The 24,784-nt window shown below is 58.5% G+C and carries 19 protein-coding genes; 3 read left to right on the top strand and 16 right to left on the bottom strand.

The genetic code is table 11. The features are described from left to right. Positions 1-14: 14 nt before the first annotated feature. The 4 genes from K5D32_RS16200 to rpsU all read right to left on the bottom strand — a co-directional run bounded on the left by K5D32_RS16200 (position 15) and on the right by rpsU (position 7,883). Positions 15-3,185: a bifunctional diguanylate cyclase/phosphodiesterase gene (locus tag K5D32_RS16200; RefSeq protein WP_221601017.1), complete on the bottom strand. Its 3,171-nt coding sequence runs from the start codon at positions 3,183-3,185 to the stop codon at positions 15-17. Between the two features lie 139 nt (positions 3,186-3,324). Then, the gene (rpoD, locus tag K5D32_RS16195; protein WP_025258329.1) at positions 3,325-5,175 is read right to left on the bottom strand and encodes an RNA polymerase sigma factor RpoD; all 1,851 of its coding nucleotides are present in this window, start codon (positions 5,173-5,175) and stop codon (positions 3,325-3,327) included. 67 nt (positions 5,176-5,242) lie between these two features. Then, entirely contained in the window at positions 5,243-7,198 is a 1,956-nt protein-coding gene (gene dnaG / locus K5D32_RS16190; protein ID WP_221601016.1) for a DNA primase, read from the bottom strand. Between the two features lie 469 nt (positions 7,199-7,667). Continuing rightward, complete coding sequence (gene rpsU / locus K5D32_RS16185) at positions 7,668-7,883, bottom strand: 30S ribosomal protein S21 (protein WP_002551877.1); 216 nt, start codon at positions 7,881-7,883, stop codon at positions 7,668-7,670. Positions 7,884-8,081: 198 nt separating this feature from the next. Between rpsU and tsaD the strand changes: the two genes are divergently transcribed. Further along, positions 8,082-9,107, top strand: coding sequence for a tRNA (adenosine(37)-N6)-threonylcarbamoyltransferase complex transferase subunit TsaD (tsaD, locus tag K5D32_RS16180; protein ID WP_221577901.1), 1,026 nt, complete (start codon positions 8,082-8,084; stop codon positions 9,105-9,107). Positions 9,108-9,147: 40 nt separating this feature from the next. Here tsaD and plsY read toward each other — a convergent pair whose 3' ends face one another. Then, positions 9,148-9,717 (bottom strand): glycerol-3-phosphate 1-O-acyltransferase PlsY, encoded by a 570-nt coding sequence (gene plsY / locus K5D32_RS16175; protein ID WP_221577900.1) that lies wholly within the window; start codon positions 9,715-9,717, stop codon positions 9,148-9,150. Positions 9,718-9,791: 74 nt separating this feature from the next. Between plsY and folB the strand changes: the two genes are divergently transcribed. Next, on the top strand, positions 9,792-10,145 hold the full coding sequence (folB, locus tag K5D32_RS16170; RefSeq protein ID WP_198724423.1) for a dihydroneopterin aldolase: 354 nt from the start codon (positions 9,792-9,794) through the stop codon (positions 10,143-10,145). Beyond that, positions 10,136-10,651: a 2-amino-4-hydroxy-6-hydroxymethyldihydropteridine diphosphokinase gene (gene folK / locus K5D32_RS16165; protein ID WP_221577899.1), complete on the top strand. Its 516-nt coding sequence runs from the start codon at positions 10,136-10,138 to the stop codon at positions 10,649-10,651. The genes folB and folK overlap by 10 nt, the downstream gene beginning before the upstream one ends. A gap of 8 nt (positions 10,652-10,659) precedes the next feature. On the opposite strand, the gene K5D32_RS16160 is transcribed toward folK, so the two are convergent. The 11 genes from K5D32_RS16160 to K5D32_RS16110 all read right to left on the bottom strand — a co-directional run bounded on the left by K5D32_RS16160 (position 10,660) and on the right by K5D32_RS16110 (position 24,779). Continuing rightward, positions 10,660-11,898 (bottom strand): multifunctional CCA addition/repair protein, encoded by a 1,239-nt coding sequence (locus K5D32_RS16160; RefSeq protein WP_221601014.1) that lies wholly within the window; start codon positions 11,896-11,898, stop codon positions 10,660-10,662. Positions 11,899-11,984: 86 nt separating this feature from the next. Further along, positions 11,985-13,547, bottom strand: a complete 1,563-nt coding sequence (locus K5D32_RS16155; protein ID WP_221593942.1) for a SpoVR family protein — start codon at positions 13,545-13,547, stop codon at positions 11,985-11,987. Continuing rightward, entirely contained in the window at positions 13,544-14,815 is a 1,272-nt protein-coding gene (locus K5D32_RS16150) for a YeaH/YhbH family protein (protein WP_221577896.1), read from the bottom strand. Before K5D32_RS16150 ends, K5D32_RS16155 begins: the two co-directional genes overlap by 4 nt. Positions 14,816-14,931: 116 nt before the next feature. Next, positions 14,932-16,854 (bottom strand): PrkA family serine protein kinase, encoded by a 1,923-nt coding sequence (locus K5D32_RS16145; protein ID WP_025258338.1) that lies wholly within the window; start codon positions 16,852-16,854, stop codon positions 14,932-14,934. A gap of 335 nt (positions 16,855-17,189) precedes the next feature. Beyond that, the gene (gene glpE / locus K5D32_RS16140; RefSeq protein ID WP_198724434.1) at positions 17,190-17,510 is read right to left on the bottom strand and encodes a thiosulfate sulfurtransferase GlpE; all 321 of its coding nucleotides are present in this window, start codon (positions 17,508-17,510) and stop codon (positions 17,190-17,192) included. Positions 17,511-17,533: 23 nt separating this feature from the next. Then, positions 17,534-18,418, bottom strand: a complete 885-nt coding sequence (locus K5D32_RS16135) for a symmetrical bis(5'-nucleosyl)-tetraphosphatase (RefSeq protein ID WP_221593940.1) — start codon at positions 18,416-18,418, stop codon at positions 17,534-17,536. Continuing rightward, positions 18,418-18,798 carry a Co2+/Mg2+ efflux protein ApaG gene (gene apaG / locus K5D32_RS16130; RefSeq protein WP_117166859.1) on the bottom strand — a complete coding sequence of 127 codons (381 nt, stop codon included), beginning with the start codon at positions 18,796-18,798 and terminating at the stop codon, positions 18,418-18,420. The genes K5D32_RS16135 and apaG overlap by 1 nt, the downstream gene beginning before the upstream one ends. A gap of 117 nt (positions 18,799-18,915) precedes the next feature. Next, complete coding sequence (gene rsmA / locus K5D32_RS16125) at positions 18,916-19,722, bottom strand: 16S rRNA (adenine(1518)-N(6)/adenine(1519)-N(6))-dimethyltransferase RsmA (protein WP_221593939.1); 807 nt, start codon at positions 19,720-19,722, stop codon at positions 18,916-18,918. After that, entirely contained in the window at positions 19,719-20,708 is a 990-nt protein-coding gene (gene pdxA / locus K5D32_RS16120) for a 4-hydroxythreonine-4-phosphate dehydrogenase PdxA (protein WP_221601012.1), read from the bottom strand. The genes rsmA and pdxA overlap by 4 nt, the downstream gene beginning before the upstream one ends. Further along, positions 20,705-22,027, bottom strand: coding sequence for a peptidylprolyl isomerase (locus K5D32_RS16115; RefSeq protein WP_221577892.1), 1,323 nt, complete (start codon positions 22,025-22,027; stop codon positions 20,705-20,707). Before K5D32_RS16115 ends, pdxA begins: the two co-directional genes overlap by 4 nt. Then, positions 22,008-24,779 carry an LPS-assembly protein LptD gene (locus tag K5D32_RS16110; RefSeq protein ID WP_221577891.1) on the bottom strand — a complete coding sequence of 924 codons (2,772 nt, stop codon included), beginning with the start codon at positions 24,777-24,779 and terminating at the stop codon, positions 22,008-22,010. The genes K5D32_RS16115 and K5D32_RS16110 overlap by 20 nt, the downstream gene beginning before the upstream one ends. Positions 24,780-24,784: the final 5 nt, after the last annotated feature.

Below are 24,784 nucleotides of genomic sequence, written 5' to 3'. Positions count from 1 at the left end.
CAGTAGGCCGCGGATTATAACGGCGGTTTCGCGGCTGTGCTATCCGAAAAATCCGAAAGATTCATAAGAAGAAATCTGGAGCAGAATTCCTCGGGTGGCAAGGGGAGGCTGACGATGTAGCCCTGGATCTGTTCGCAGCCGTGTTCGGTCAGGAATTTCTGTTGTTCGGGGTTCTCCACGCCTTCGGCGATGATGGTGAGTTGCATGCTGCGGCCCAGGGCGATGATGGCGCGGACGATGGCGGCGTCGTGGGTGTCTTCCGGGAGGCCGCGGACGAAGGACTGGTCGATTTTCAGGATGTCCAGAGGCAGGCGCTTGAGGTAGCTCAGGGATGAGTAGCCGGTGCCGAAGTCGTCGATGGCCAGCTGGACGCCGAGTTTTTTCAGTTTGTGGAGCACCGACAGGGCTTCTTCTGTCTGGCTCATGATGAAGTTTTCGGTGATTTCCAGTTGCAGGCAGCCGGGCTCCAGGTCGTTGTCTGCGAGCAGCTGTTCGATGCGTTTGAGCAGATTGGGCTGGCGTAGCTGGGCGCCGGCCAGATTGACCGAGAGCGGGCCGAAAGGCGCGTAGTTCTTGCGCCATTCGTACATCTGACGACAGGCGTGTTCCAGAACCCAGTCGCCTATTTGCAGGATCATGCCGTTCTCTTCCGCCAACGGGATGAAGTGCTCGGGCGGCACTTCGCCAAAGGTCGGGTGGCTCCAGCGAATCAGGGCTTCGGCGCCTACCAGTCTGTTGGTCAGCAGGCTGGTCTTGGGTTGGTAGGACAGGCTCAGTTCGTTGCGTTCGATGGCTCTGCGCAGTTCCTGTTCAAGGGCGATCCTTTCGCTGGCCTGGGAGGTCAGGTCGCGGGTGTAGCTTTCGATCCGGTTGCGGCCCTTGGCCTTGGAGCGGTACATCGCCGCATCGGCGTTCTTGACCAGCGTGGCGACGTCGGTGCCATCGGTGGGGAACAGGCAACTGCCGATGCTGGCACTCATGAAGAACTCGTGCTCGCCCGCCTGGAAAGGCGCCGTGAAGCAGGCCAGGAGTTTGTTGCCGATGGTTTGTGCATCTCCGGGTTGCAGCAGGCCGGGCAGCAGGACGATGAATTCATCGCCGCCCAGGCGCGCCACGGTGTCGATGTCGCGCAGCGTCTCCTTGAGGCGCTGTGCGATGCCTTTGAGAAGCAGGTCGCCCACGGGGTGCCCGAGGCTGTCGTTGATGTGCTTGAAGCGATCCAGATCGATAAACAACACGGCACCGAGGCTGCCCGATTCTTCGCTGTGCAACAGGGCAGAGTGCAGGCGGTTTTCAAACAGCGTGCGGTTGGGCAGGCCGGTCAAGGGGTCGTGATGGGCCTGATAGTCCAGGCGCGCCTGGGCGTGCTTGAGACTGGAAATGTCGGCAAAGACGGCGACGAAGTGGGTGATGAAGCGATCCTTGTTACGCACGGCGCTGATCGTCAGCCAGCAGGGGTAAAGCTCGCCATTCTTGCGGCGGTTGCAGATTTCTCCTTGCCAGTGTCCTTCTGCGCTCAATTGATGCCACATGGCCGCATAGAAGGCGCTGTCATGCTGGCCCGAGGCGAGCAGGCGAGGTGTCTGGCCCAGTGCTTCATCCTCGCCGTAGCCGGTGATTTCGCTGAACGCCCGGTTGACGGCGTTGATGCGCTGGCGCGTATCGGTGATCAGCACGCCTTCGGCGGTACTCTCGAAGACGGTGGCGGCCAGGTGCAGTTTCTCCTGCATCTGCTGGCGCTCGGTAATGTCCCGGGCCAGGGTCATGATGCATTCTTCCCCGGCGATGAGCAGGGGATGCGATGACATTTCGCAAAGCCTGACCTGTCCGTCCAGGTGCCGGATCTGGCCGCGAAAATCCCGTACCACGCCATTTTGTTGCAGTTGCTTGATCAGTTGCTGGCGTTCATGAGGGTCGACCCATATCTGCAGGTCGAGGCCTGAGCGCTCAAGGCACTGGCTTTCGCTGTAGCCGGTCATCCGGCAGAAACCTTCATTGACCTCCAGCAGCAGGCCGTCGCTGGTCCGGGCGATAAGCAGGCCGTCGGGTGATGAATGGAAGGCCTTGGCGAACTTCTCTTCAGAGAGTTGCAACTGCTGCTGGGCCTGCTTGAGGGGCGTGATATCGCTGATGGTGAGCAATACGGCTGGCGTTGTGCTCATCTCGAAGGGTTCGGCTGACATCAGGCAGGAAAAGGTGCGCCCGTCCTTGCGCCGCAGAGGCATTTCCAGGTTGCGGATCCGGTCCTGTTGCAGGCGCTCCAGCAAGCCCGGACCGACTCCCGGCACTGCCCACAGGTTGATTTGCGTGGCGGTTTTACCGATGACTTCTTCGCTACTCATGCCGATCTGGGTCACGAAGGCTTTGTTGACCTCGAGAATGATGCCGTCGGACAGGCGGGCGATGATCAGGATATCCGGGCATTGGGCAAAGACCGAGGCGAATTTCCCTTCGGACAGGCGCAGGGCTTCCTCGGTCAGCTTGCTGTCGCTGATGTCGATCATCAGGCCGCGAATGACGGGATCCGGCCCGTGCTTGATCAGGCTGACGATGTCCCGGATCCAGAGTGTCCGCCCTTCGGCATTGCGGACCCGGTAGTCGAGGCTGTGATCATTGCCGCTCAAGGCTTGTTGCTTGCAGAAGGTTTCGGCAGCATTCAGGTCTTCGGGGTGCACGATGCTGCGCCAGAAGCCAGGTTGCAGCCATTTCGACAGTGGATAACCCAGCAGGCTTTCTGCCTGCGGCGAGACGTAGTTGTAGGTCATCTTTTCCGGGTTGGCTTCCCAGGCCACGGCGGAAAGGCTTTCTACCAGCCCCCGGTAATGATGTTCGCTGCCACGAAGTTTCTGCTCCAGCTCGATGCCGCGGGAAATCTCCAGGCTGAGCTTTCGGTTATTACGGATAACCACTGCAAGAGCAGCCGAAAGTAGTAATAAGCCCGGCAGGCCATAAAGTAGAAAGTTTTCCCAATGCACCGGTTCGTGGTTTATCCAACTGTGAACTTCGGGCTGTTGCAGGCTCGTCAGCGTGTTGTCCGACGCGAGTAGCAAGGCTTTGGAGTCCTGCTGGGCGAGCCATGAGCCTGGGTTCTGTGTTTGATGAGGCCGGGCAGGCAAGTCCTGGGTGTTGGCGTTTGCTATGGAGCCGATCAGACAAAAGAGTGTGATGGCCGACAGTCGTAACATGGCAGCCTCATAGCGGCGGATAGTAATGAGACGAGTGTAGACGGCGTTGGGGAAGGGGTGAAAAAACTACTAACCGGAAAGTGTTATGCCAGAAAAGCAAAACCCCCGGCGGGCCGGGGGTTTTGACTTGCGTGTGCTGTTACTCGTCAAGGAACGAGCGCAGGTGCTCGCTTCTTGTCGGGTGACGCAGCTTGCGCAGTGCCTTGGCTTCGATCTGACGAATCCGCTCGCGGGTTACGTCGAACTGTTTACCAACCTCTTCCAGCGTGTGGTCGGTATTCATGTCGATGCCGAAACGCATGCGCAGAACCTTCGCTTCACGGGCGGTAAGACCCGACAGCACTTCACGCGTGGCTTCTTTCAGGCTTTCAACAGTGGCGACATCGATTGGCGACTGCATGGTCGAGTCTTCGATGAAGTCACCCAGATGCGAGTCTTCGTCGTCACCGATCGGGGTTTCCATGGAGATCGGCTCTTTGGCGATCTTCAGTACCTTGCGGATCTTGTCCTCAGGCATTTCCATGCGTTCGCCCAGCTCTTCCGGAGTCGGTTCACGACCCATTTCCTGCAGCATCTGGCGGGAAATACGGTTGAGCTTGTTGATCGTCTCGATCATGTGCACCGGAATACGGATGGTGCGTGCCTGGTCGGCAATCGAGCGAGTGATCGCCTGACGGATCCACCAGGTTGCATAGGTCGAGAACTTGTAGCCACGACGGTATTCGAACTTGTCCACCGCTTTCATCAGGCCGATGTTGCCTTCCTGGATCAGGTCGAGGAATTGCAGGCCGCGGTTGGTGTACTTCTTGGCGATGGAGATAACCAGACGCAAGTTCGCTTCGACCATCTCTTTCTTCGCGCGGCGGGCCTTGGCCTCACCGATCGACATGCGACGGTTGATGTCCTTGATCTCGGCAATCTTCAGGCCGGTTTCTTCTTCGAGCGCGGTCAGCTTCTGCTGGCAACGCTGGATGTCCGGCTGCAGACGGGCAATGGCTTCGGCGTACTTGCTCTTGCCTTTGGCCAGTGCGTCGGTCCAGCTTTCGTCAACTTCGTTGCCGGGGAACTGGCGCAGGAAGTCGGCACGTGGCATGCGGGCATCACGCACACAGAGTTGCATGATCGCGCGCTCTTGAGCACGGAGACGATCAAGTGCACTGCGAACGCGCTCTACCAGGCCTTCAAACTGTTTTGGAACCAGTTTGATCGGCATGAACAGTTCAGCCAGGGCAACCAGTTCGGCGATGGAATTCTTGTCTTCACGACCGAATTTCTTGAGCGCCTTGCGGGTGATTTCCATCTGGTCGGCAACGGCGCCAAAGCGCTGCTGGGCAATGACCGGATCAGGACCGCTTTCGGCTTCTTCTTCATCGTCGGAAGCGTCGCCCGATTCTTCTTCGTCATCGTCGCTGTCGTCAGCCTTGGCTGCTTTTGCGTCGATAGGCGGCGGGACTTCGGCCGGCGGTGCAATGCCGTCGTCCGGGTCGATGTAACCGCTCAGAACGTCGGACAGGCGGCCGCCTTCGCTCGTGACACGCTCGTATTCGGAGAGAATATGATCAACCGTGCCAGGGAAGTGCGCGATGGCGCTCATCACTTCACGGATGCCTTCCTCGATACGTTTGGCGATTTCGATTTCGCCTTCACGGGTCAGGAGTTCAACGGTACCCATTTCGCGCATGTACATACGCACGGGATCGGTAGTACGACCGATGTCGGTTTCAACCGCTGCCAATGCTGCGGCCGCTTCTTCTGCGGCGGCTTCATCGGTATCGGCATCGGCCAGCATCAGGGCGTCTGCGTCCGGAGCACTCTCGTGTACCGGGATCCCCATGTCATTGATCATGCGGATGATGTCTTCCACCTGCTCAGGATCTGAAATATCCTCAGGCAAGTGGTCGTTGACCTCTGCGTAAGTCAGATACTTCTGCTCACGACCCAGGGTGATCAACTCTTTGATACGAGACTGCTGTTGCGCTTTTCCGGACATAACACCCTATCCACTGAAGGTCTTGGCGGGCAAAAAACAAGCCGAGGATTATACCCGAGCTGTGACCTCACGCGCCAGTTGAGGTCGGGTTTTGTGCAGAAACATTGCGATTATATAGCTGGACGAGCAGGGTTTTTTCCTCTGCTGTCAGGCCGATTTTGCTGCCTTTATCGACCAGTTCATCAATGCGTCGCACACGTTGTCTATCTGATAGCCTAGTTATAGTGTCGAAAAACTGTTGTTCAAGGTTATCGGCCTCGATCAACCATTCCTTTTCTGCCAATGCGCGCAGCAATCGGCCCTGTTCCGTGCCATGCCAACGCGCTATCAATTGTAACGACCGAAGATTCGGATTCTTTTGCCTGGCCTCGATCAAGGCGACCAGTAACTGCGCCTGTGCGTGGTCTTCTGCGGCGAAATGGCTCGCATTTTCGACTTTCTCGGCCAGTTCCGGGTGATGCAGCAGGGTTCTCAGTGCCGCTTGCAACGGCGGTTCTACGGCCGTTGGTACACGTGGTGCACGAGGTTCGAACTCCTGACGCTTGCCCTTTTTGTCCCAGGGCTTCTTGTCCCATTTTTTCTGATTCTGACCACCGGCTTTCTTGGGCGTCCATTGCGGCTGCTCTTCGTGGCCGCCGTGCTGCTGGTAATCCGCGAAATCCGGCATTGCGTCGTAATCGACGTACGGATCGTAGCTGGGAGGCACATCTGCAGGCGCACTTTGTACCAACTGGCTGACGGCTTCGTTGTTAAGGCCGGTGATTTCGCTGAGGCGCTGACGCATCAACGTGCGCAGATTGGCGCCGGGAACCTTGTCGATCAGCGGTGCTGCGAGGGTGGCCATATGGGCCTTGCCTTCGAGGGAGCGCGGGTCGGACTCCTTGGTCAACTGCTCGAAAAAATAGTCGGCCAGCGGCTGGGCATGCTGATTGATGCGTGCCTTGAAAGCATCGGTGCCTTCGGAGCGCACCAGAGTGTCCGGGTCTTCGCCTTCGGGCAGGAACAGAAAGCGGGCGCGTCGTCCGTCCTGCAGGCTCGACAGGGTGGCTTCCAGTGCGCGCCATGCGGCATTGCGGCCGGCCTGGTCGCCGTCGAAGCAGAACAGGACGTTGGGCACGACCCTGAACAGCCGTTTCAAGTGCTCTTCGCTGGTTGCGGTGCCGAGTGTCGCGACGGCATTGCGCAGGCCTTGCTGGGCCAGGGCGATGACGTCCATGTAGCCCTCGACGACGATGATTTCGTCGAGGTTGCGATTGTATTTGCGTGCCTCGAACAGGCCGTACAGCTCCTGGCCCTTGTGAAAGACCGGGGTTTCAGGGGAGTTCAGGTACTTGGGTTTGTCGTCGCCCAGTACCCGGCCACCAAAGGCAATGACGCGGCCTCGTGAGTCGCGGATCGGAAACATGACCCGGTCGCGAAAGCGGTCGTAGCGCTTGCCGGTTTCCGCGTTCTCGATCAGCAGGCCGGCATCGATCATGACCTTTTGCTGAAGCGTGTCGCTGCTCAGGTGCTTGTAGAGGTTGTCCCAGCCGGGCGGGGCGAACCCCATGCCGAAGTCCCGGGCGATCTCGCCGGACAGGCCGCGACCCTTGAGGTAGTCCACGGCGGCCTTGCGCATCGGGTGGCTTTTCAGGGCCTGACGATAGAACTCGGCGGCGGCTGCCAGCAGCGGGTACAGCGGGGAGTCGGTCGGCTGGCGCGGCTTCTGGCCTTTGACGTTCTGTTCCCGAGGGACTTCCATGCCTGCTGCTTTGGCAAGCTCCTCGACCGCCTGGGGAAAGTCCAGGTTGTCGTGGTCCATGACGAAGCCAAGCGCGTTACCGCCTGCGCCACAGCCGAAGCAGTAATAGAACTGTTTGTCCGGGCTGACGCTGAAAGAGGGTGTTTTCTCTTTGTGGAACGGGCAGCAGGCGCTGAAATTCTTCCCGGTTTTCTTCAATTGCACGCGCGAGCTGACAACATCGACGATGTCGGTGCGGTTCAGAAGGTCGTCAATGAAGCTTTGGGGAATCAGCCCTGCCATGGCGTTCTCGTCATCAGGCGTATTACGAAATTATCGTGGCGAATCTGTAAGCGTGCGCGAACATTTCAGCCGCCTTTGTCAGCAAGAATAGCGAGATGCGGGCGGGTATCGGCATCCGATAATCGGGCCTGCAGCCTTGAAAGGAAATAAGTGTGCAGCGATTTCATGTGAATTCGACTTCAGCCTTGAGCTTTGGTGTTCACTGAGGGATCGCAAGAGACGCTGCCTTGGCTGAGCTTCTTGCGAAGTCATCAAGGCATGCTCGTCATGCTCATTGATCAAGCCTGCCCGAAGGACAGATCAATCAACGTTGCCTGAAGCAGGCTGGACGTGCTTTGACGGATTTGTCTTGGTCGCGTGTGCGGCTTCGACAGCCTCTGTCAATGAAGCGTGAGGCTAGTGCTCCAACTGCCGACAGCCCGGCTTTGATGGCCGGGCAAGGCAGAAGCTTGCGACGTAAGGCTGTAAATTAATACAGACGAACGGCGCGGCGCTGTTCGCGCTGGACTTTCTTGGCGTGACGCTTGACAGCAGCAGCTGCCTTACGCTTACGCTCGGAAGTCGGCTTCTCGTAAAATTCGCGGCTACGAACTTCAGCCAGAACACCGGCTTTTTCGCAGGAGCGCTTGAAACGACGCAGAGCTACGTCGAAGGGTTCGTTCTCTTTAACTTTGACGGCTGGCATCCAGAGCTACCTTCATTCATTACCGGGGTCAACGCCTCGTGCAAACACTGCACAAAAGTACGTCGGTTTTTAAGGGTTGCGGATGTTAACCCCTCATTGAGAGGAATGCAAAGCCTCTGATCGAAAACCGCTGGTCGGAGCCTTTTGCGACGACTATCATGCGCGCCTTCAAATCTGCCCCCTACAAGGCGCAAACCCATGTTAGTACTGGGATTAGAAACTTCCTGCGACGAAACCGGCGTCGCTCTTTACGACAGCGAACGCGGTTTGCTGGCTGATGCATTGTTCAGTCAGATCGACCTGCATCGTGCTTATGGTGGCGTGGTACCAGAGCTGGCATCGCGCGATCACGTCAAGCGCATGCTGCCTCTCATTCGCCAGACGCTGGCTGAAGCGGACTGTGTCGCGACCGATATCGATGCCATTGCCTACACGGCCGGGCCGGGTCTGGTCGGCGCCTTGCTGGTCGGTGCGTCATGTGCCCAGGCCCTGGCATTTGCCTGGGATATTCCGGCCCTTGGTGTTCATCACATGGAAGGTCATCTGCTGGCGCCGATGCTTGAAGAGCAGCCGCCACAGTTTCCGTTCGTCGCCTTGCTGGTGTCCGGCGGGCATACGCAACTGGTCCGGGTCGACGGTATCGGTCGTTATGAGCTGTTGGGCGAAACCCTGGATGATGCCGCAGGCGAGGCTTTCGACAAGACCGCCAAGATGATGGGCCTGCAATATCCGGGTGGCCCCGAGATTTCCCGTCTGGCGACTCGCGGTGTAGCGGGGCGTTTTGTATTTCCGCGTCCGATGACCGACCGTCCTGGCCTGGAATTCAGCTTCAGTGGTCTGAAAACCTCTGCCCTCAATGCCTGGCAGCAGTGCCAGAGCGCTGGGGACGACAGCGAGCAAACCCGTTGCGACATCTCTCTGGCCTTCCAGCAGGCGGTAGTGGAGACTTTGACCATCAAGTGCAAGCGGGCACTCAAGCAGACCGGCCTCAAAAGCCTGGTCATCGCCGGTGGCGTCAGTGCCAACAAGGCGTTGCGAGAGTCGCTGGAGAGCATGCTGGCGGGCCTGCGCGGTCATGTTTACTACGCTCGTCCCGAGTTCTGCACCGATAACGGCGCGATGATCGCATTTGCCGGTTGTCAGCGTCTGCAGGCGGGCCAGAAGGAAGATTTGAGTATCAGTGTGCAGGCACGCTGGCCGATGGAGCAGTTGTCGGGTATCTGAGGGGCGGCATGCCGAAGGTGAGCCGTTTTCATGCGCACCTTCAGAAATGCCGTTCGCGCCCGGCGAGCAGGTCGCGTAGATTGCCGCGATGACGCCAGACGATCAGCAGGGTCAGGACACTCATGGGCAATAATGCCCGGGGTTCCTGCCAGGCCAGCAGTGGCAGGGTCAACGGTGTGGCGATCAGCGCGGCGAGCGAGCTGGTGCGGGTCAGGTAGAACGTCAGCAGCCAGGTCGTGATGGCCAGTGCCGCTGCGGGAGGGTAGAGCCCCAGCAGCATGCCGGCGGCGGTTGCAACGCCTTTGCCGCCCTTGAAACGAAAGTACAACGGAAACAGATGGCCCAGTACGGCGCAAAGGCCAATCCAGGCCTGGTCTCGCGGGTCAAGGCCGCCAAGGTTGGCAAGCAGTACGGGGAGCAGGCCTTTACAGAGGTCGCCTGTCAGGGTCAGGACGGCAGCTTTTTTACCGGCCAGACGCAGCATGTTGGTCGCGCCTGCATTGCCCGAGCCACTGGCACGTGGGTCCGGGCTGCCATTGAGGCGGCTGAGCAGGATGGCGAAGGACAGTGAGCCGAGCAGGTAGGCGAAAATAGCCAGTGACCAAAACATGCTAACCATTCCGGGCGAGGATGCCCTGATTCTAACGGCGCATCGCGCCCTTGTCGTGCAGTGGAGAGTAGTGCTTGGACAGAGTTTTCATTGACGGTCTTGAGGTCGATACGGTGATCGGCGCTTATGACTGGGAACGTGGCATTCGCCAGTGCTTGCGGCTGGACCTGAGTTTTGCCTGGGATAACCGGCCTGCCGCAGCGGGTGACGACCTGAGCAAGGCCTTGGACTATGCGAGTGTTTCCGCTCGCATCCAGGCTTTTGCCGAGCAGGCGCAGTTCCAGTTGGTGGAGACTTTTGCCGAGCGTCTGGCCGAAGTGCTGATGAGCGAGTTTCATATTCCCTGGCTGCGTCTGAGGCTGACCAAGCCGGGCGCTGTCGCCGCTGCCAAGGGCGTGGGCGTGGAGATCGAGCGCGGATGTCCCTGACTCGGGTTTTTCTTGGGCTCGGCAGTAATATCGAGCGCGAAAGGCATTTGCATGCCGGGCTGGATGCGCTCGATTCATTTCTGAGCGATCTGACCTGCTCACCGGTCTTCGAAAGCCAGCCGGTGGGGATCAAGAGTGGTCCGTTTTTCAATCTGGTCGTTTCGGCCCTGACCGATCTGCCGCTGCTGGATCTGGACCGCCGTTTGAAGATGATCGAAGCCGATAGCGGCCGTTATGCTCCGGATCGCAAAGGGCTGCCGCTGGATATCGATGTGCTTCTGTATGGTGAGCAGGTCGGTAATTTCGACGGTTTGATCCTGCCGCGTGCAGAAATTCTCAAGAACGCCTTTGTGTTGTGGCCCTTGTCGCTGATCGCGGCGGATCGCTTGCATCCGGGTGTTGGCGTGCCTTTCGGCACGCTCTGGGCCGATGCTCGGATCGATCAGCAGCTCTTGCCTGTAGCGTTCGAGTGGCGCGGTAAACAATTAACGCCGGATGCCGTGTAGGCGCGAATTCATTCGCGAAGGGCGCTGCACTCAGCCTTGTACACCTTGAGCGCATCCAGCCTTTCGTTTTTCAGCGCATTCCCCAGGTCCTGTCCCTTCAAGCCCTTTTCCACCAGGGGCTGGACCGCAACGGTTCGGGCCGCATGGGCTGCGCCGCGCAGGTAGTCAGCCTGTGGATAATTACGCTCCTCGAAACCGTCGCGTCCACGAGCGTCCATCTCGCAAGCCACAATGAATTCCTCAAAGCGTTGCGGGCGACGGTAGACGTCGAAGCTGTGCAGTAGCTCCAGCAGGGTCAGGGGCTTGAGCTCAAGGGCGCGATGTCCATGAGTGTGGTACTGGCCAACCAGCAGCGCCAGTTCCTGACATTCCTTCGGCACCTTGAAACGCTCGTTGACCGCTTTTATCAGGCGCAGGCCCCTGTGTTCGTGGGCGATATGCCGAGGCCATTCGGATTCCGGTGTCAGCCCTTTACCCAGATCATGCAGCAGACAGGCCCAGCGTACGCTCAGCGGCTGTTGATGAAGGGCGGATTGCCCCAGCACGCTGAGTACATGCTTGCCTGTGTCGATTTCGGGGTGATGGGCGGCAGGCTGCGGTACGCCGAACAGCGCCTCGACTTCGGGAATCAGTTCCTTGAGAGCACCACAGTCATGCAGCACCTGAATGAAAACCTGAGGCTGATCTTCCATCAGCGCCCGGGATATTTCCTTCCAGCTGCGCTCGGGTGTCAGGGCCTTGAGTTCACCGGATTCGCTGAGTTGGCGCATCAGTTTCAGTGTTTCGGGCGCGATGCTGAAACCCAAAGGTGCATAGCGGGCTGCGAAGCGGGCGACACGCAATACTCTGAGCGGATCTTCGGCGAAAGCGGGTGAGACGTGGCGCAAGACTCTGGCTTCGATATCGTGCTGTCCGCCATAGGGATCGGTCAGATTACCGTCCTTGTCTTCGGCTATGGCATTGATGGTCAGGTCGCGGCGGATCAGGTCTTGTTCGAGGGTGACATCAGGGCTGGCATGAAAGACAAAGCCGCCGTAGCCGACGCCGCTTTTGCGCTCGGTGCGAGCCAGTGCGTATTCCTCACCCGTCAGAGGATGAAGAAAGACCGGAAAATCAGTACCCACCGGACGATAGCCTTTGACCAGCATTTCATCGGCGCTGGCACCTACGACGACCCAGTCGGTATCGGTAACGGGTTGACCCAGCAGGCGGTCGCGTACAGCGCCACCAACTTTATAAATCTGCATAAAAAACCTCCATAAGCACGACAGGATAAACCTGAGTCGTCCTTACGGAGGTTAAAAGTTAAAAACATTCTCTGCGGTTATGTTCTTCAGAGATGAACAACCGCCATATCGAGTCGCGGGTAATCACCCTCTGCATGCTCACCGCGTGGCGGGACATGGTGGGTTTTCATCACCTGATCGCCTTGCAGGGTTTCCAGGTGAATATCGAAGCCCCACAAGCGGTGCAGGTGTTTGAGCACTTCGTCCGTGGAATCGCCCAGCGGTTTGCGGTTGTGTTGTTGATGGCGCAGCGTCAGTGAACGGTCGCCACGGCGGTCGATGCTGTAGATCTGCACGTTGGGTTCGCGGTTGCCCAGGTTGTATTGAGCGGCCAGAGTTTCCCGAATGGTCCGATAACCGGCTTCGTCATGGATGGCGGGCACCAGCAGGTCGTCTTTCTGGTCGTCATCCATGATGCTGAACAGCTTGAGGTCACGAATGACCTTGGGCGACAGGTACTGGAGGATGAAACTCTCGTCCTTGAAGCTGGACATGGCGAATTTGATCGCCGTCAGCCAGTCCGTGCCGGCAATTTCCGGGAACCAGTGGCGATCCTCGTCGGTTGGGTGCTCACACATGCGCCGAATGTCCTGATACATCGCAAAACCCAGAGTGTACGGGTTGATGCCGCTGTAATAGGGGCTGTCGAAGCCAGGCTGATAGACCACGCTGGTGTGCGATTGCAGGAACTCCAGCATGAAGCCATCGGTGACCAGGCCTTCGTCGTACAGATCGTTCATCAGTGTGTAGTGCCAGAACGTCGCCCAGCCTTCGTTCATCACCTGAGTCTGGCGCTGCGGATAGAAATACTGGGCAATCTTGCGCACGATACGCACCACTTCGCGCTGCCAGGGTTCCAGCAGCGGCGCATGCTTCTCGATGAAGTACAGGATGTTTTCCTGTGGCTCGGCAGGGAAACGGGCGTTGTCCTCCTTGTTGCCCTTGTCGGCACCTTTGGGAATGGTGCGCCACAGGTCGTTGATCTGCCGTTGCAGGTGTTCTTCGCGATCCTTTTGTCGGCGTCGCTCTTCTTCGGCTGAAATCGGGTAGGGCCGCTTGTAGCGGTCGACACCATAGTTCATCAGGGCATGACAGGAGTCGAGCAGGTCTTCCACTGCATCAATGCCATGGCGCTCTTCGCATTGCATGATGTACTGCTTGGCGAAGACCAGGTAGTCGATGATCGAACTGGCATCGGTCCAGGTGCGGAACAGGTAGTTGCCCTTGAAGAAGCTGTTATGCCCGTAGCAGGCGTGGGCAACCACCAGTGCCTGCATGCAGATGGTGTTTTCTTCCATCAGGTAGGCAATGCACGGGTCCGAGTTGATCACGATCTCGTAGGCCAGACCCATCTGCCCGCGAGTGTAGGATTTTTCGGTGCTCAGGAAATGCTTGCCGTATGACCAGTGGTGATAGCCCAGCGGCATTCCCACCGAGGCATAGGCGTCCATCATCTGCTCGGCCGTGATGACCTCGATCTGATTTGGGTAGGTATCCAGGGCATAGCGCTCGGCGATACGGCTGATTTCGCGGTCGTAGGCCTGGATCAGTTCAAATGTCCACTCGGACCCCGTGGAAAGGGGTTGGCGCTTCTGCTCTCTAGCGGTCATGTCACTAACCTGCGCTGGAAGAGTTCACGGAATACCGGATAGATATCGCCGGCAGAGACCAGCTGTTGCTGGGCAAAGGTGTCGGCAAATTCTTCACCGATGCGTTCGTATTCGAACCATAGGGCCTGATGCTCTCGGGGCGTGATCTCCACATAGGTGTAGTACTGCACGAACGGCATGATCTGCTTGGTGAGGATTTCGCGGCAGATCGGTGAGTCATCGTTCCAGTTGTCGCCATCGGAAGCCTGGGCCGCATAGATATTCCATTCGCTGCTCGGATAGCGCTCGGCCATGATCTCCTGCATCAGTTTCAGGGCGCTGGAAACGATGGTGCCGCCGGTTTCCCGTGAATAGAAGAATTCCTCTTCGTCCACTTCCCGGGCGCTGGTGTGATGGCGAATGAACACAACTTCAATCTTGTCGTAGTTTCGCTTGAGGAACAGGTAAAGCAGGATGAAGAAGCGCTTGGCGACATCCTTGGTTGCCTGGGTCATGGAGCCGGAGACGTCCATCAGGCAGAACATTACGGCCTTGGAGCTTGGATTGGGTTGCTTGACCAGCAGGTTGTACTTGAGGTCGAAAGTGTCCAGGTAAGGCACGCGGCGAATACGTGCTTTCAGACGAGCGATTTCTACTTCCAGCTCCTGGATATCGCCGAAGTTATCCGGTTCTTCGCGCTTGAGACGCTCCAGCTCGTTCACTGTTTCCTTGAGCTTGGCGCGGCTGCTGCCGGACAGTGCGATGCGGCGTGCATGGGCTGAACGCAGGGTCCGGATGATATTGATGCGCGAGGGATTGCCCTCGTTGCTGATGCCGGCGCGTACGGTCTTGAAGGTGTCGGTGCCGGTCAGGTTGCGTTTGACGAGGTTGGGAAGCTCCAGGTCCTCGAACATGAATTCGAGAAATTCTTCCTGAGTGATCTGGAAGACGAACTCGTCCATGCCTTCGCCGGAATTGCTGGCCTTGCCAGGTCCTTTGCCACCGCCACCACCTTGCGGACGGGCGATGTGCTCGCCGCTGGAGAATTCCTTGTTGCCGGGATGGACAACCGTCTGTTTGCCTCCGCGACCATGATGAAGCACCGGCTCGTCGATATCGCGGCCGGGAATGCTGATTTGTTCGCCATGTTCCATATCGGTAATGGAGCGACGGCTGACGGCTTCTTCCACTGCTTTTTTGATGTGATCACGGTAACGCCGCAGAAACCGCTGGCGATTCACCGTGCTCTTGTTCTTGCCATTGAGGCGTCGGTCGATCACATAACTCATAGGCCCTCCGGGCAGCCGCAAGTAGAAAGCAGCTTCAAGCCACAAGCTGGCGACGGTCGTATCTGTCGAACCGGCCGTTCCAGCCTGTTGCCTGATGCTTGTAGCTTACCGCTGCATCACTGCGACTTGCGCACGCGCAGATACCACTCGGAGAGTAGACGCACCTGCTTGTCGGTATAGCCCCGCTCGACCATTCGGGTGACGAAGTCGTTGTGTTTCTGTTGATCCTCTTTGCTGGCTTTGGCGTTGAAGCTGATGACTGGCAGCAGGTCTTCGGTGTTGGAGAACATTTTCTTCTCGATCACCACGCGCAGTTTCTCGTAGCTGAGCCAGGTCGGGTTCTTGCCGTTGTTGTTGGCGCGGGCACGCAACACGAAGTTGACGATTTCGTTGCGGAAATCTTTCGGGTTGCTGATGCCGGCAGGTTTCTCGATTTTTTCCAGTTCTTCGTTCAGGGCAACGCGGTTGAGAATCTCGCCGGTTTCCGGATCGCGGTATTCCTGGTCCTGAATCCAGAAGTCTGCGTAAAGCACGTAGCGGTCGAAGATGTTCTGGCCGTATTCGCTGTAGGACTCCAGGTACGCGGTCTGGATTTCCTTGCCGATGAACTCGATGTAGCGCGGCGCCAGATACTCCTTGATGAAGCGCAGGTAGCGTTCGCGGGTTTCGGCCGGGAACTGTTCCTGTTCGATCTGCTGTTCGAGCACGTAGAGCAGGTGCACCGGGTTGGCGGCGATCTCGTGGGGATCGAAGTTGAAGACCTTGGACAGAATCTTGAACGCGAAACGGGTTGAAAGGCCGTTCATGCCTTCGTCGACACCCGCACTGTCGCGGTACTCCTGGATCGACTTGGCCTTGGGATCGGTGTCTTTCAGGTTTTCGCCGTCATACACGCGCATCTTGGAGTAGATGTTGGAGTTTTCCGGCTCCTTGAGGCGTGACAGGGTGGTGAACTGCGCCAGCATCTTCAGGGTGTCCGGCGCGCAGTGCGCCTTGGCCAGGGAACTGTTGAACAGCAGCTTGTCGTAGATCTTGATTTCGTCGCTGATACGCAGGCAATAAGGCACCTTCACGATGTAGATCCGGTCGATGAAGGCTTCATTGTTCTTGTTGTTACGGAAACTGTGCCATTCCGATTCGTTGGAGTGGGCCAGCAGGATGCCCGTGAACGGAATCGCGCCCAGGCCTTCGGTACTGTTGTAGTTGCCTTCCTGGGTTGCAGTCAGCAACGGGTGCAGAACCTTGATGGGTGCCTTGAACATCTCGACGAATTCCATCAGGCCCTGGTTGGCCCGGCACAGAGCGCCCGAGTAGCTGTAGGCGTCGGCGTCGTTTTGCGAGAACTCTTCCAGCTTGCGGATATCGACTTTACCTACCAGTGCAGAAATATCCTGGTTGTTCTCGTCCCCTGGCTCGGTTTTCGCCACGCCGATCTGGTTGAGAATCGATGGATAGAGTTTCACCACTTTGAACTGGCTGATGTCGCCCCCGAACTCAGCCAGACGCTTTGTCGCCCATGGCGACATGATGGTATTGAGGTAACGCCGCGGGATACCGAAGTCTTCTTCGAGAATCGCGCCGTCCTCGGTTGCATTGAACAACCCCAGTGGCGACTCGAATACCGGTGAACCCTTGATGGCGTAGAAGGGGACTTTTTCGATCAGTTGCTTGAGCTTTTCAGCCAGAGACGATTTGCCGCCACCTACCGGGCCAAGCAGGTAGAGAATCTGTTTCTTCTCTTCCAGGCCTTGGGCTGCATGGCGGAAATACGACACGATCTGGTCGATGCATTCTTCCATGCCATGGAAGTCGGCAAAGGCCGGATAACGCCGGATCACCTTGTTGGAAAAGATCCGCGACAACCGTGAGTTGGTGGAGGTGTCCACCAGCTCCGGCTCGCCAATGGCCAGCAGAAGACGTTCTGCGGCAGAGGCGTAGGTGCTGCGATCCTGTTTGCAGAGCTCCAGATACTCCTGTAACGAGAGCTCTTCCTGACGTGTGGTTTCAAAGCGTTGTTGGAAGTGGCTAAAAATACTCATGACGTCACCTCGCTCGATACGTTGAGCCGGCGGCGGATCGTCAGTCGATGCTGGCAGCAGCTGAGTATCCAGATGCCGTTTACCCCCCAGAACACCATAAAAGTAACTACCGATGACCCACGCGCCGGTGTACCGGCTCTCCCCTGATTACGGATGGCCTGAGGCTAAGGATAGTTCGGATTCGGAAAGATAAAGAAGGGATGAGCAAGAAGTGTGGCTGACCGTTCGTCAGTTTGGGCGCGAACCCGCGCAGGACGCGGGATCGGCTTGATAAAAATATTTTTTCAGAGTGTGCCGGGTGTTTCTGCGTGTCTGCACCAGCATCCGTTCTGTCGTTAACCCTGCGCTGTTTCGCTCGGAAAGGTGGTGCGCCACAATTCGAAGCCGCCATCGAGGCTGTACACCTCGGAGAAGCCCTGGCCCACGAGGTAGGCGGCGGCACTCTGGCTGGAGTTGCCGTGGTAGCAGACCACTACCAGCGGTTTGTCCAGATCGGCCTTGGCGATGAAGTCGGCGATCGAGTGATTGTCCAGATGGTGAGAGTCGGTGATGTGATTGCTGGCGAAAGCCTGCGGGTCGCGCACGTCTACCAGTACGGCACCCTGCTCGCGAAGGGCTTGGGCCTGTTCAGGGGGAATACGTTTGAATTCGGTCATGGCTGGACTCCTGAGCTGATCTTTTAACGCCGGGCCTCGCTGGCCTCTGGCTGGGGAATGAGGGGCGTTGCCGGGCGCGTGGCGGCATTGCCGACAGCATCGCAATCGCAGCGATGACGTTCAAGGGTATCGACGTTCATCAGGGTCATGGCACCGCCCCATACACACCCGCTGTCCAGCGCATAAACGCCGGGTTCATCGCACTTGCCTTCAAGGGCTGCCCAGTGGCCGAAGATGATCTTCAGGTCACGGGTCTTGCGATTCGGATGCTTGAACCATGGCTCATAGCCAGGCAAGGCGGTTTCGATGCCTTCCTTGCTCTTGAGGTCGAGCTTGCCTTCGCGGGTGCAGAAGCGCATGCGGGTGAAGTAATTGGTGATCACCCTCAGCCGCGTTACGCCTTGCAGGTCGTTGTCCCACTTGACGGGTTCGTTGCCGTACATGCCATCCAGGAAGGGTTCGTACAGGTTGTCGTCCTGCAGGGCCTGTTCGACTTCGCTGGCGTATTTGAGGGCTTTCTTCAGTGACCACTGCGGCGCAATGCCCGCATGGGTCATGGCGATATTGCGCTGTTCATCGTAGTGCATCAGTTTTTGCCGACGCACCCAGTCCAGCAGGTCGTTGCCGTCGGGCGCCTCGATGATTTCGCGCAGGGTGTCGGCCTTCTTCAGACGCTCGATGTTCCGCGAGGCGGCCAGCAGATGCAGGTCATGGTTGCCGAGTACGCAGACCACGGATTCGCGGATGCTGTAAAGAAAGCGCAGCGTCTCCAGCGACTGTGGGCCGCGGTTGACCAGATCACCTACCAGCCAAAGCTGATCCTTTGCAGGATCGAACCGGACATCACCCAGCAGGCACTTCAGGGGCTCAAGGCAGCCTTGCAGGTCGCCAACGGCATACACAGCCATCAGTGAAGTGAGCCGGGGACGGCGAGACGGAAGGGCGCAATCACCGCATCGAAGCGTTTACCGTCCTCGGCGAGCATCTGATACGAGCCTTGCATGTTGCCGACTTTCGTCGTCATCACCGTGCCGCTGCTGTAGGTATGGCTCTGGCCAGCCTTGATCAGCGGTTGCTGGCCCACGACGCCCTCGCCACGCACTTCCTCGACATGGCCGTCACCATCGGTGATGACCCAGTGCCGTGACAGCAGTCTGGCCGGCAGCTCGCCGTTATTCTGGACGGTGACGGTGTAAGCGAAGGCGAAGCGATTCTGCTCGGGTTGGGACTGTTCTGCGAGGAAGCGCGTGACGACGCTGACGTCGACCTGATAACGGGAATCGGGCATGCGGTAGACCTTGAAAGCTATAGCGGAAAAAACTGGAGCGTTCGATAGACAGGTCAGTCTAGGACAAGTAAGCGGAAAATGACTAATGGCATATAGCCGTTTACTTGTCCTGTCAGATTATTCCACCTCTGCCTTTTCGCTGAGTTTGTCCGCCAGGCGGACGAATGCAGCAAGATCCAGCTGTTCGGGGCGCAGACTGCCATCGACACCGGCGGCTGCAATCTCATCGGCGCTCAGCAGCAGCTTGAGGGTATTGCGCAGGGTCTTGCGGCGCTGGTTGAAGGCTTCGCGTACCACGCGCTCCAGCAGGCGGTGGTCCCTGGCCGGATGAGGCAGTGTTTCATGGGGCACCAGGCGGACGATGGCCGAGTCCACTTTCGGGGGCGGGTTGAATGCTCCCGGACCTACGTTAAACAGGTGTTCCACGCGGCAATGGTACTGAACCATGATCGACAGACGGCCCCAGTCACCGCCACCCGGTCCGGCCGCGAGGCGCTCGACCACTTCCTTCTGCAGCATGAAGTGCATGTCGCGGATCAGTCCTGCGTTTTGCAGCAGATGAAAGATCAGCGGCGTGGAGATGTTGTAGGGCAGGTTGCCCACGACGCGCAGGCTGCTGGGCGCAGCGCCCAGGCTGTTGAAGTCGAACTTCAGGGCATCGCCCTGATGCAGGTTGAAGTTCGGCTTGCCTGCGAACTGGCTGTTGAGGATCGGGATCAGGTCCTTGTCCAGCTCGACCACATCCAGATGTGCGCCGCTGTTGAGCAGGCCTTCGGTCAGGGCACCCTGGCCCGGGCCGATTTCCAGCAGGCGGTCTTCAGGCTTGGCGCGGATGGCGCGCAGGATCTTGTCGATGACGCCAGCATCGTGCAGGAAGTTCTGTCCGAAGCGCTTGCGCGCCCGGTGTTGGTATTGCTCGGTCATGAATGAGTCTCGGCCATCTGGTAGGCGGTTTGCAGGGCTACTTGCAGGCTGCCGGTGTCGATCTTCCCGCTGCCTGCCAGATCCAGCGCAGTGCCATGATCGACGGAGGTGCGGATGATCGGCAGGCCGAGCGTGATGTTGACTGCCGCGCCGAAACCTTTGTATTTCAGCACGGGCAGGCCCTGGTCGTGATACATCGCCAGCACTGCGTCGCAATGCTCCAGATATTTGGGGGTAAACAGAGTGTCCGCAGGCAGCGGGCCTCGCAGGTCGATGCCCTCGCTGCGCAGACGCTCCAGGGTTGGTTCGATGATTTCGATTTCTTCGCGACCCAGGTGTCCGCCTTCTCCCGCATGGGGGTTTAGGCCGCAGACCAGAATGCGTGGTCGTGGGATGCCGAACTTGTTGACCAGATCGGCATGCAGGATGCGCGTGACGCGCTCAAGGCGTTCCGGTGTGATGGCATCGGCAATGTCACGCAACGGAAGATGAGTGGTCACCAGTGCCACGCGCAGATCACCCGTAGCCAGCATCATCACCACCTGTTCGGTATGAGTCAGCTCGGCAAGAAACTCGGTATGCCCGGAAAAGGCGATGCCGCCTTCGTTGATCACACCCTTGTGGACAGGAGCGGTGATCATCCCGGCGAACAGCCCGTCGACACAGCCTTGTGCGGCGCGGGTAAGGGTCTGTAGCACGAAGGCCGCATTGGCCGTGTCCAGCGTGCCGGTTACCACCCTGGCTTGCAGCGGGGTATCCCAGACATACAAGCTGCCAGCAGGCGCCGGTTGCTCGGGAAGAGCATCGGGAGTGACGGCAATCAGGTTGACGGCCACGCCCAACTGAGTGGCCCGTTCCAGGAGCAGGTCACGGTTGGTAATGGCAATCAGGGGATGTGGCTGAGGCTGCGTGGCGAGCAGCAGGCAAAGGTCAGGACCAATGCCGGCCGGCTCGCCGGGTGTCAGTGCGAAACGCTTTGGTTTCACTGTGCAGCCTGGGCCGCGCCGGGAAGCTTGATCTCGACGTAGGCTTCGTCACGGATCTGACGCAACCAGGTTTGCAGCTCTTCGTCGTACTTGCGGTTACGCAGTACGAGCAGGGCTTGCTGGTCACGGGCCTGGCTGGTGGCGTCAGTGGCGCGACGGCCAAGAACTTCCAGAATGTGCCAGCCGTATGCAGTCTTGAATGGCTTGGACAGCACGCCTTGTGGCGTATCGTTCATGGCTGCACGGAACTCTGGAACCAGCGAGTTGGGGTCAACCCAGTTCAGGTCGCCGCCGTTGAGCGCCGAGCCCGGATCTTCCGAGAAGCTCTTGGCCAGTTCGCTGAAGTTCTCGCCAGCTTCTATACGGTCATAAAGCTTGGTCGCCAGACGACGTGTCTCTTCTTCGCTGCGGATTTCGCTTGGCTTGATCAGGATGTGACGCACATGCACTTCGTCGCGCATCTGGGTCTGGCCTTCGCCGCCGCGCTTTTCCAGCAGCTTGAGGATGATGAAGCCGCCCGGTGTACGTGCCGGAGGGGTTACTTCACCCGGACGCATGGAACTGAGCATGTCACCGAAAGGTGGTGGCAACTGAGCAGCCTTGCGCCAGCCCATGTCGCCGCCTTCCAGTGCGCTTTCGCTTGCAGACCGTGCAACGGCCAGTTGAGCGAAGTCGGCGCCTTTCTGCAGTTGACCGTAGATATCCTGAGCCTGACGGGCAGCCGCCTGGATCGCATCCGACGAAGCGCTGTCCGGTGTCGCGATCAGGATATTGGCCAGATGGAACTCTTCGGACAGCTGAGCCTTGCCCAGGTCGGAAGCCAGGAAGTTCTTCACTTCCTGCTCGGAAACCTGGATGCGCTCGGCCACACGACGCTGGCGCACGCGGCTGATGACCATCTCGCGACGAACCTGCTCGCGGGCATCGTTGTAGGACAGACCGTCATGAGCCAGGGCAGCACGGAACTGCTGGACGCTCATGTTATTGCGCTGGGCGATGGTCTCGATAGCCTGGTTCAGCTCTTCATCGGTGATACGAATGCCGGAGCGTTCGCCGATCTGCAACTGAAGGTTTTCCAGGATCAGGCGATCAAGTACCTGCGACTGCAGCGCTTCGGCCGGCGGCGTACCGGCTCCGCGCTTGGCAATGGTCTGCTGGACTTCGCGAACACGCTGGTCCATCTGGCTTTTCATGATCACGTCGTTGTCGACGATGGCCACTACGCTGTCCAGAGGTTGAACCGCTGCATGAACAGCGCCGCTCAGGAGTAACGCGCCCAGCATCAGCGGGCGCAGACAATCAGAAAGCTTGGTCTTCACGTTCACGATAACCTTGAATGCCTTTGTCGAGGAAGCTCTCTACTTTGGCGCCGGTAACGCCGCCCAGTCCCTTCAACACAATTTGTAGGAATACGCCGCGGTCGCCTTTCTCGTTCTGAGGGGCAGCCTGGCTGTATTCGTCGTAGTCGACCCAGTAGCGGTTGATCAGACGCAGTTTCCAACAGCAGTTGTCGTACTCGAAACCACCAAAGGCTTCAAGGGTACGGTCGCGGTTGTAGTCATACTGCCAGCGGCTGATAAGGCTCCATTGCGGCACGATTGGCCAGATGACCGAGAAATCGTGTTGCTGGATCTTGTAGTAGTCCTTCACGTAGCCCGGTTGACCTGGAGTGCCATAGTCGCCACCGCCCACTGTCCAGCGACCGGTGTTCTCGTCGTAGCGGACCTGGTCGTTGCGATAGCGATAGCCGGCGTTGATGATCTTGCCCGGGTTATCTTCAGGCTGGTAATGCAGCATGGTGCTGCCCGAACGCGTGCTGCGGCTGTCCGGATCCCAGTTGAAGTCGGAGTTGATGCGGAAGTCGCGGTTGAAGCGGTATTCGTGCTCCAGCGCATAAGGCGAAACCTTGGCCTTGGCATCGTCGCGGTCGGCGAAGGTGATACCTGGCAGTTGAACCTTGCGATCACGGAAGTACACCGCCTGACCGATGCTGAAGCGCTGACGCTCAAAGCCGTTCTCTTCGATCCAGCGGTTGGTGACACCGAAGGACAGCTTGTTCTCGTCGCCGATACGGTCGTAACCGGTAAAGCGGTTGTCGCGGAACAGGGACGAGTAGTTGAACGTGCTTTCGCTCGTGTCGAAAACCGGAATGTCATTCTGGTTCTCTTCCGGCACGTACAGGTAGAACATGCGCGGTTCCAGCGTCTGGCGATAATCCTTGCCGAACCACTGGGTATTGCGGTCGAAGTACAGGCCGCTGTCGACGCTCACGATAGGCAGGCTGCGGGTCTGTTTGCTTTCGAAGTCAGGCACGGCGGCTCTGCCGCGGCTGTCCAGATCCAGGTCGTACTGGGTGTAGACATACTTCAGCTTGGGCGTCAGGAAGCCATAGGTCCAGTTCATCGGCAGGCTGACCGACGGAGCCAGGTTCAGACGATCACCGTTGGCGCGAGCCAGGCCGCCTACGTTGGTGTCCAGGCGAGCTTCCGGGTTGCCGTCCTTGTCGAAGTAGGTGCCGCTCTGCAGGTCGCGCTCGAAGCGCACGGCTTCGGTTTCATAATCGAAACGCAGGCCGGCAGGGTTGTATGGCAGCGTGCCGTTGAGCGTGAGTTGTGGCACACGGTCATACGGCGTGATGTTGGCGATCGATGCCAGTTTGTAGGCATGGACGTTGAGCATTGCCCTGTAGCTATCACCGCGATAGGTCAGGGACCCTTGCTGGTTGAGGAACTCAGGTGTGTTCACGCCGATCTGGTCGGTATCCAGATCCTGGAAGTAGTACGGGTCGCTGATGTCGGTGTAGTCGACCTTGGTCAGCCAGCGGGAGTCAAGACCACCGGTGTGCTGCCAGTTGAGCATCCAGCGTTTTTTCTCGTACTCGGACTGCAGTCTGCGCTCGTCATCTTCGTCGTTGAGGTAAGCGCCGCCGAACTGGCCTTCGCTGCTCTTGGTGAGATAACGGAACTCGCCTTCCATCAACAGGCCGCGGTCGGCCATGTAGCGTGGATACAACGTGGCGTCGTAGTTGGGCGCCAGGTTGAAGTAGTAAGGCGTAACCAGGGTGAAGCCGTTGTCGCCACCGGCAGCAATGGTCGGCGGCAGGAAGCCGGACTGGCGACGGTCGTCGATCGGGAAGTAGATATACGGCGTGTAGAGTACCGGTATGTCCTTGACCCGCAGCGTGACGTTGGTCGCGGTGCCGAAACCGGTGGCCGGGTTCAGCGTGATGTTGTTGCCCTTGAGCGTCCAGGCGTTGCTGCCCGGTTCGCAGGAGGTATAGGTACCGTCCTTGAGGCGGATGATCGCGTTCTCTGCACGCTTTGCGTAGCGCGCGTTACCGCGAATGTTCGACTTGTGCAGAACGTATTCCGCGTTGTCGACCTGGGCTTCGCCGGTGTCGAGTTGCAGTTCGGCACGGTCGCCGACGATCAGGGCACCGTTGTCGCGCAAGCGGACATCGCCGTTGAGCTCGCCACGGTTCTCGGCCTGATACAGAGCGGCTTCCTGAGCCTGAGCCTGCATGCTGCCCTGACGCAGGACGACATCGCCAGCCAGGGTCGCAATCTGCTTTTCCTGCTCGTAGCGCGATGCCTTGGCACCGACGAACAGGGGAGCGTCGCTCTTGGGGGTCTTGTCATCCATGCCTGGACGGATCGGCTCGACATAGGCTCCCGAGCAATAAGGACCGGTTTCGGCCAATTGCGCAGCCGTGAGCTTTTCACGGGGAACCCAGTCAAGGTGGCTGTAGTCAGCACTACGCGACGCCAGACCTTTACCTTTGGCTTCGCTGACCAGTTTTGTCGTGTCGACAGTCGTGCCGGCCGTGGTGCCTTGCGAAATCACTGTGCCGTTGGAGCTGACCTCGGTCGCGCTGTGCACGGGACGTGGAGGCAGCGCTACAGCAGCCGTATTCGATTTCGGCGCACAGTTCCAGGCACCCGAAGCAGAGACTGAGCAGTCATACTGTTCCGCGGCAACCACGAACTGAGTGGCCAGGGGTTGCATCGCCAGCAGACTGCCGGTTACGAGCAACGGAAATTTTTTACGAAACGCGGGGGATTTCAATGCCATCTTAT

Origin of the sequence: Pseudomonas cichorii (assembly GCF_019719005.1) — a bacterium.
In the GTDB taxonomy this organism is placed as follows: Bacteria; Pseudomonadota; Gammaproteobacteria; order Pseudomonadales; family Pseudomonadaceae; genus Aquipseudomonas; species Aquipseudomonas cichorii_E.
The sequence above is the reverse complement of the archived record's forward strand: the minus strand, read 5'-3'. Positions and strand labels throughout refer to the sequence as shown.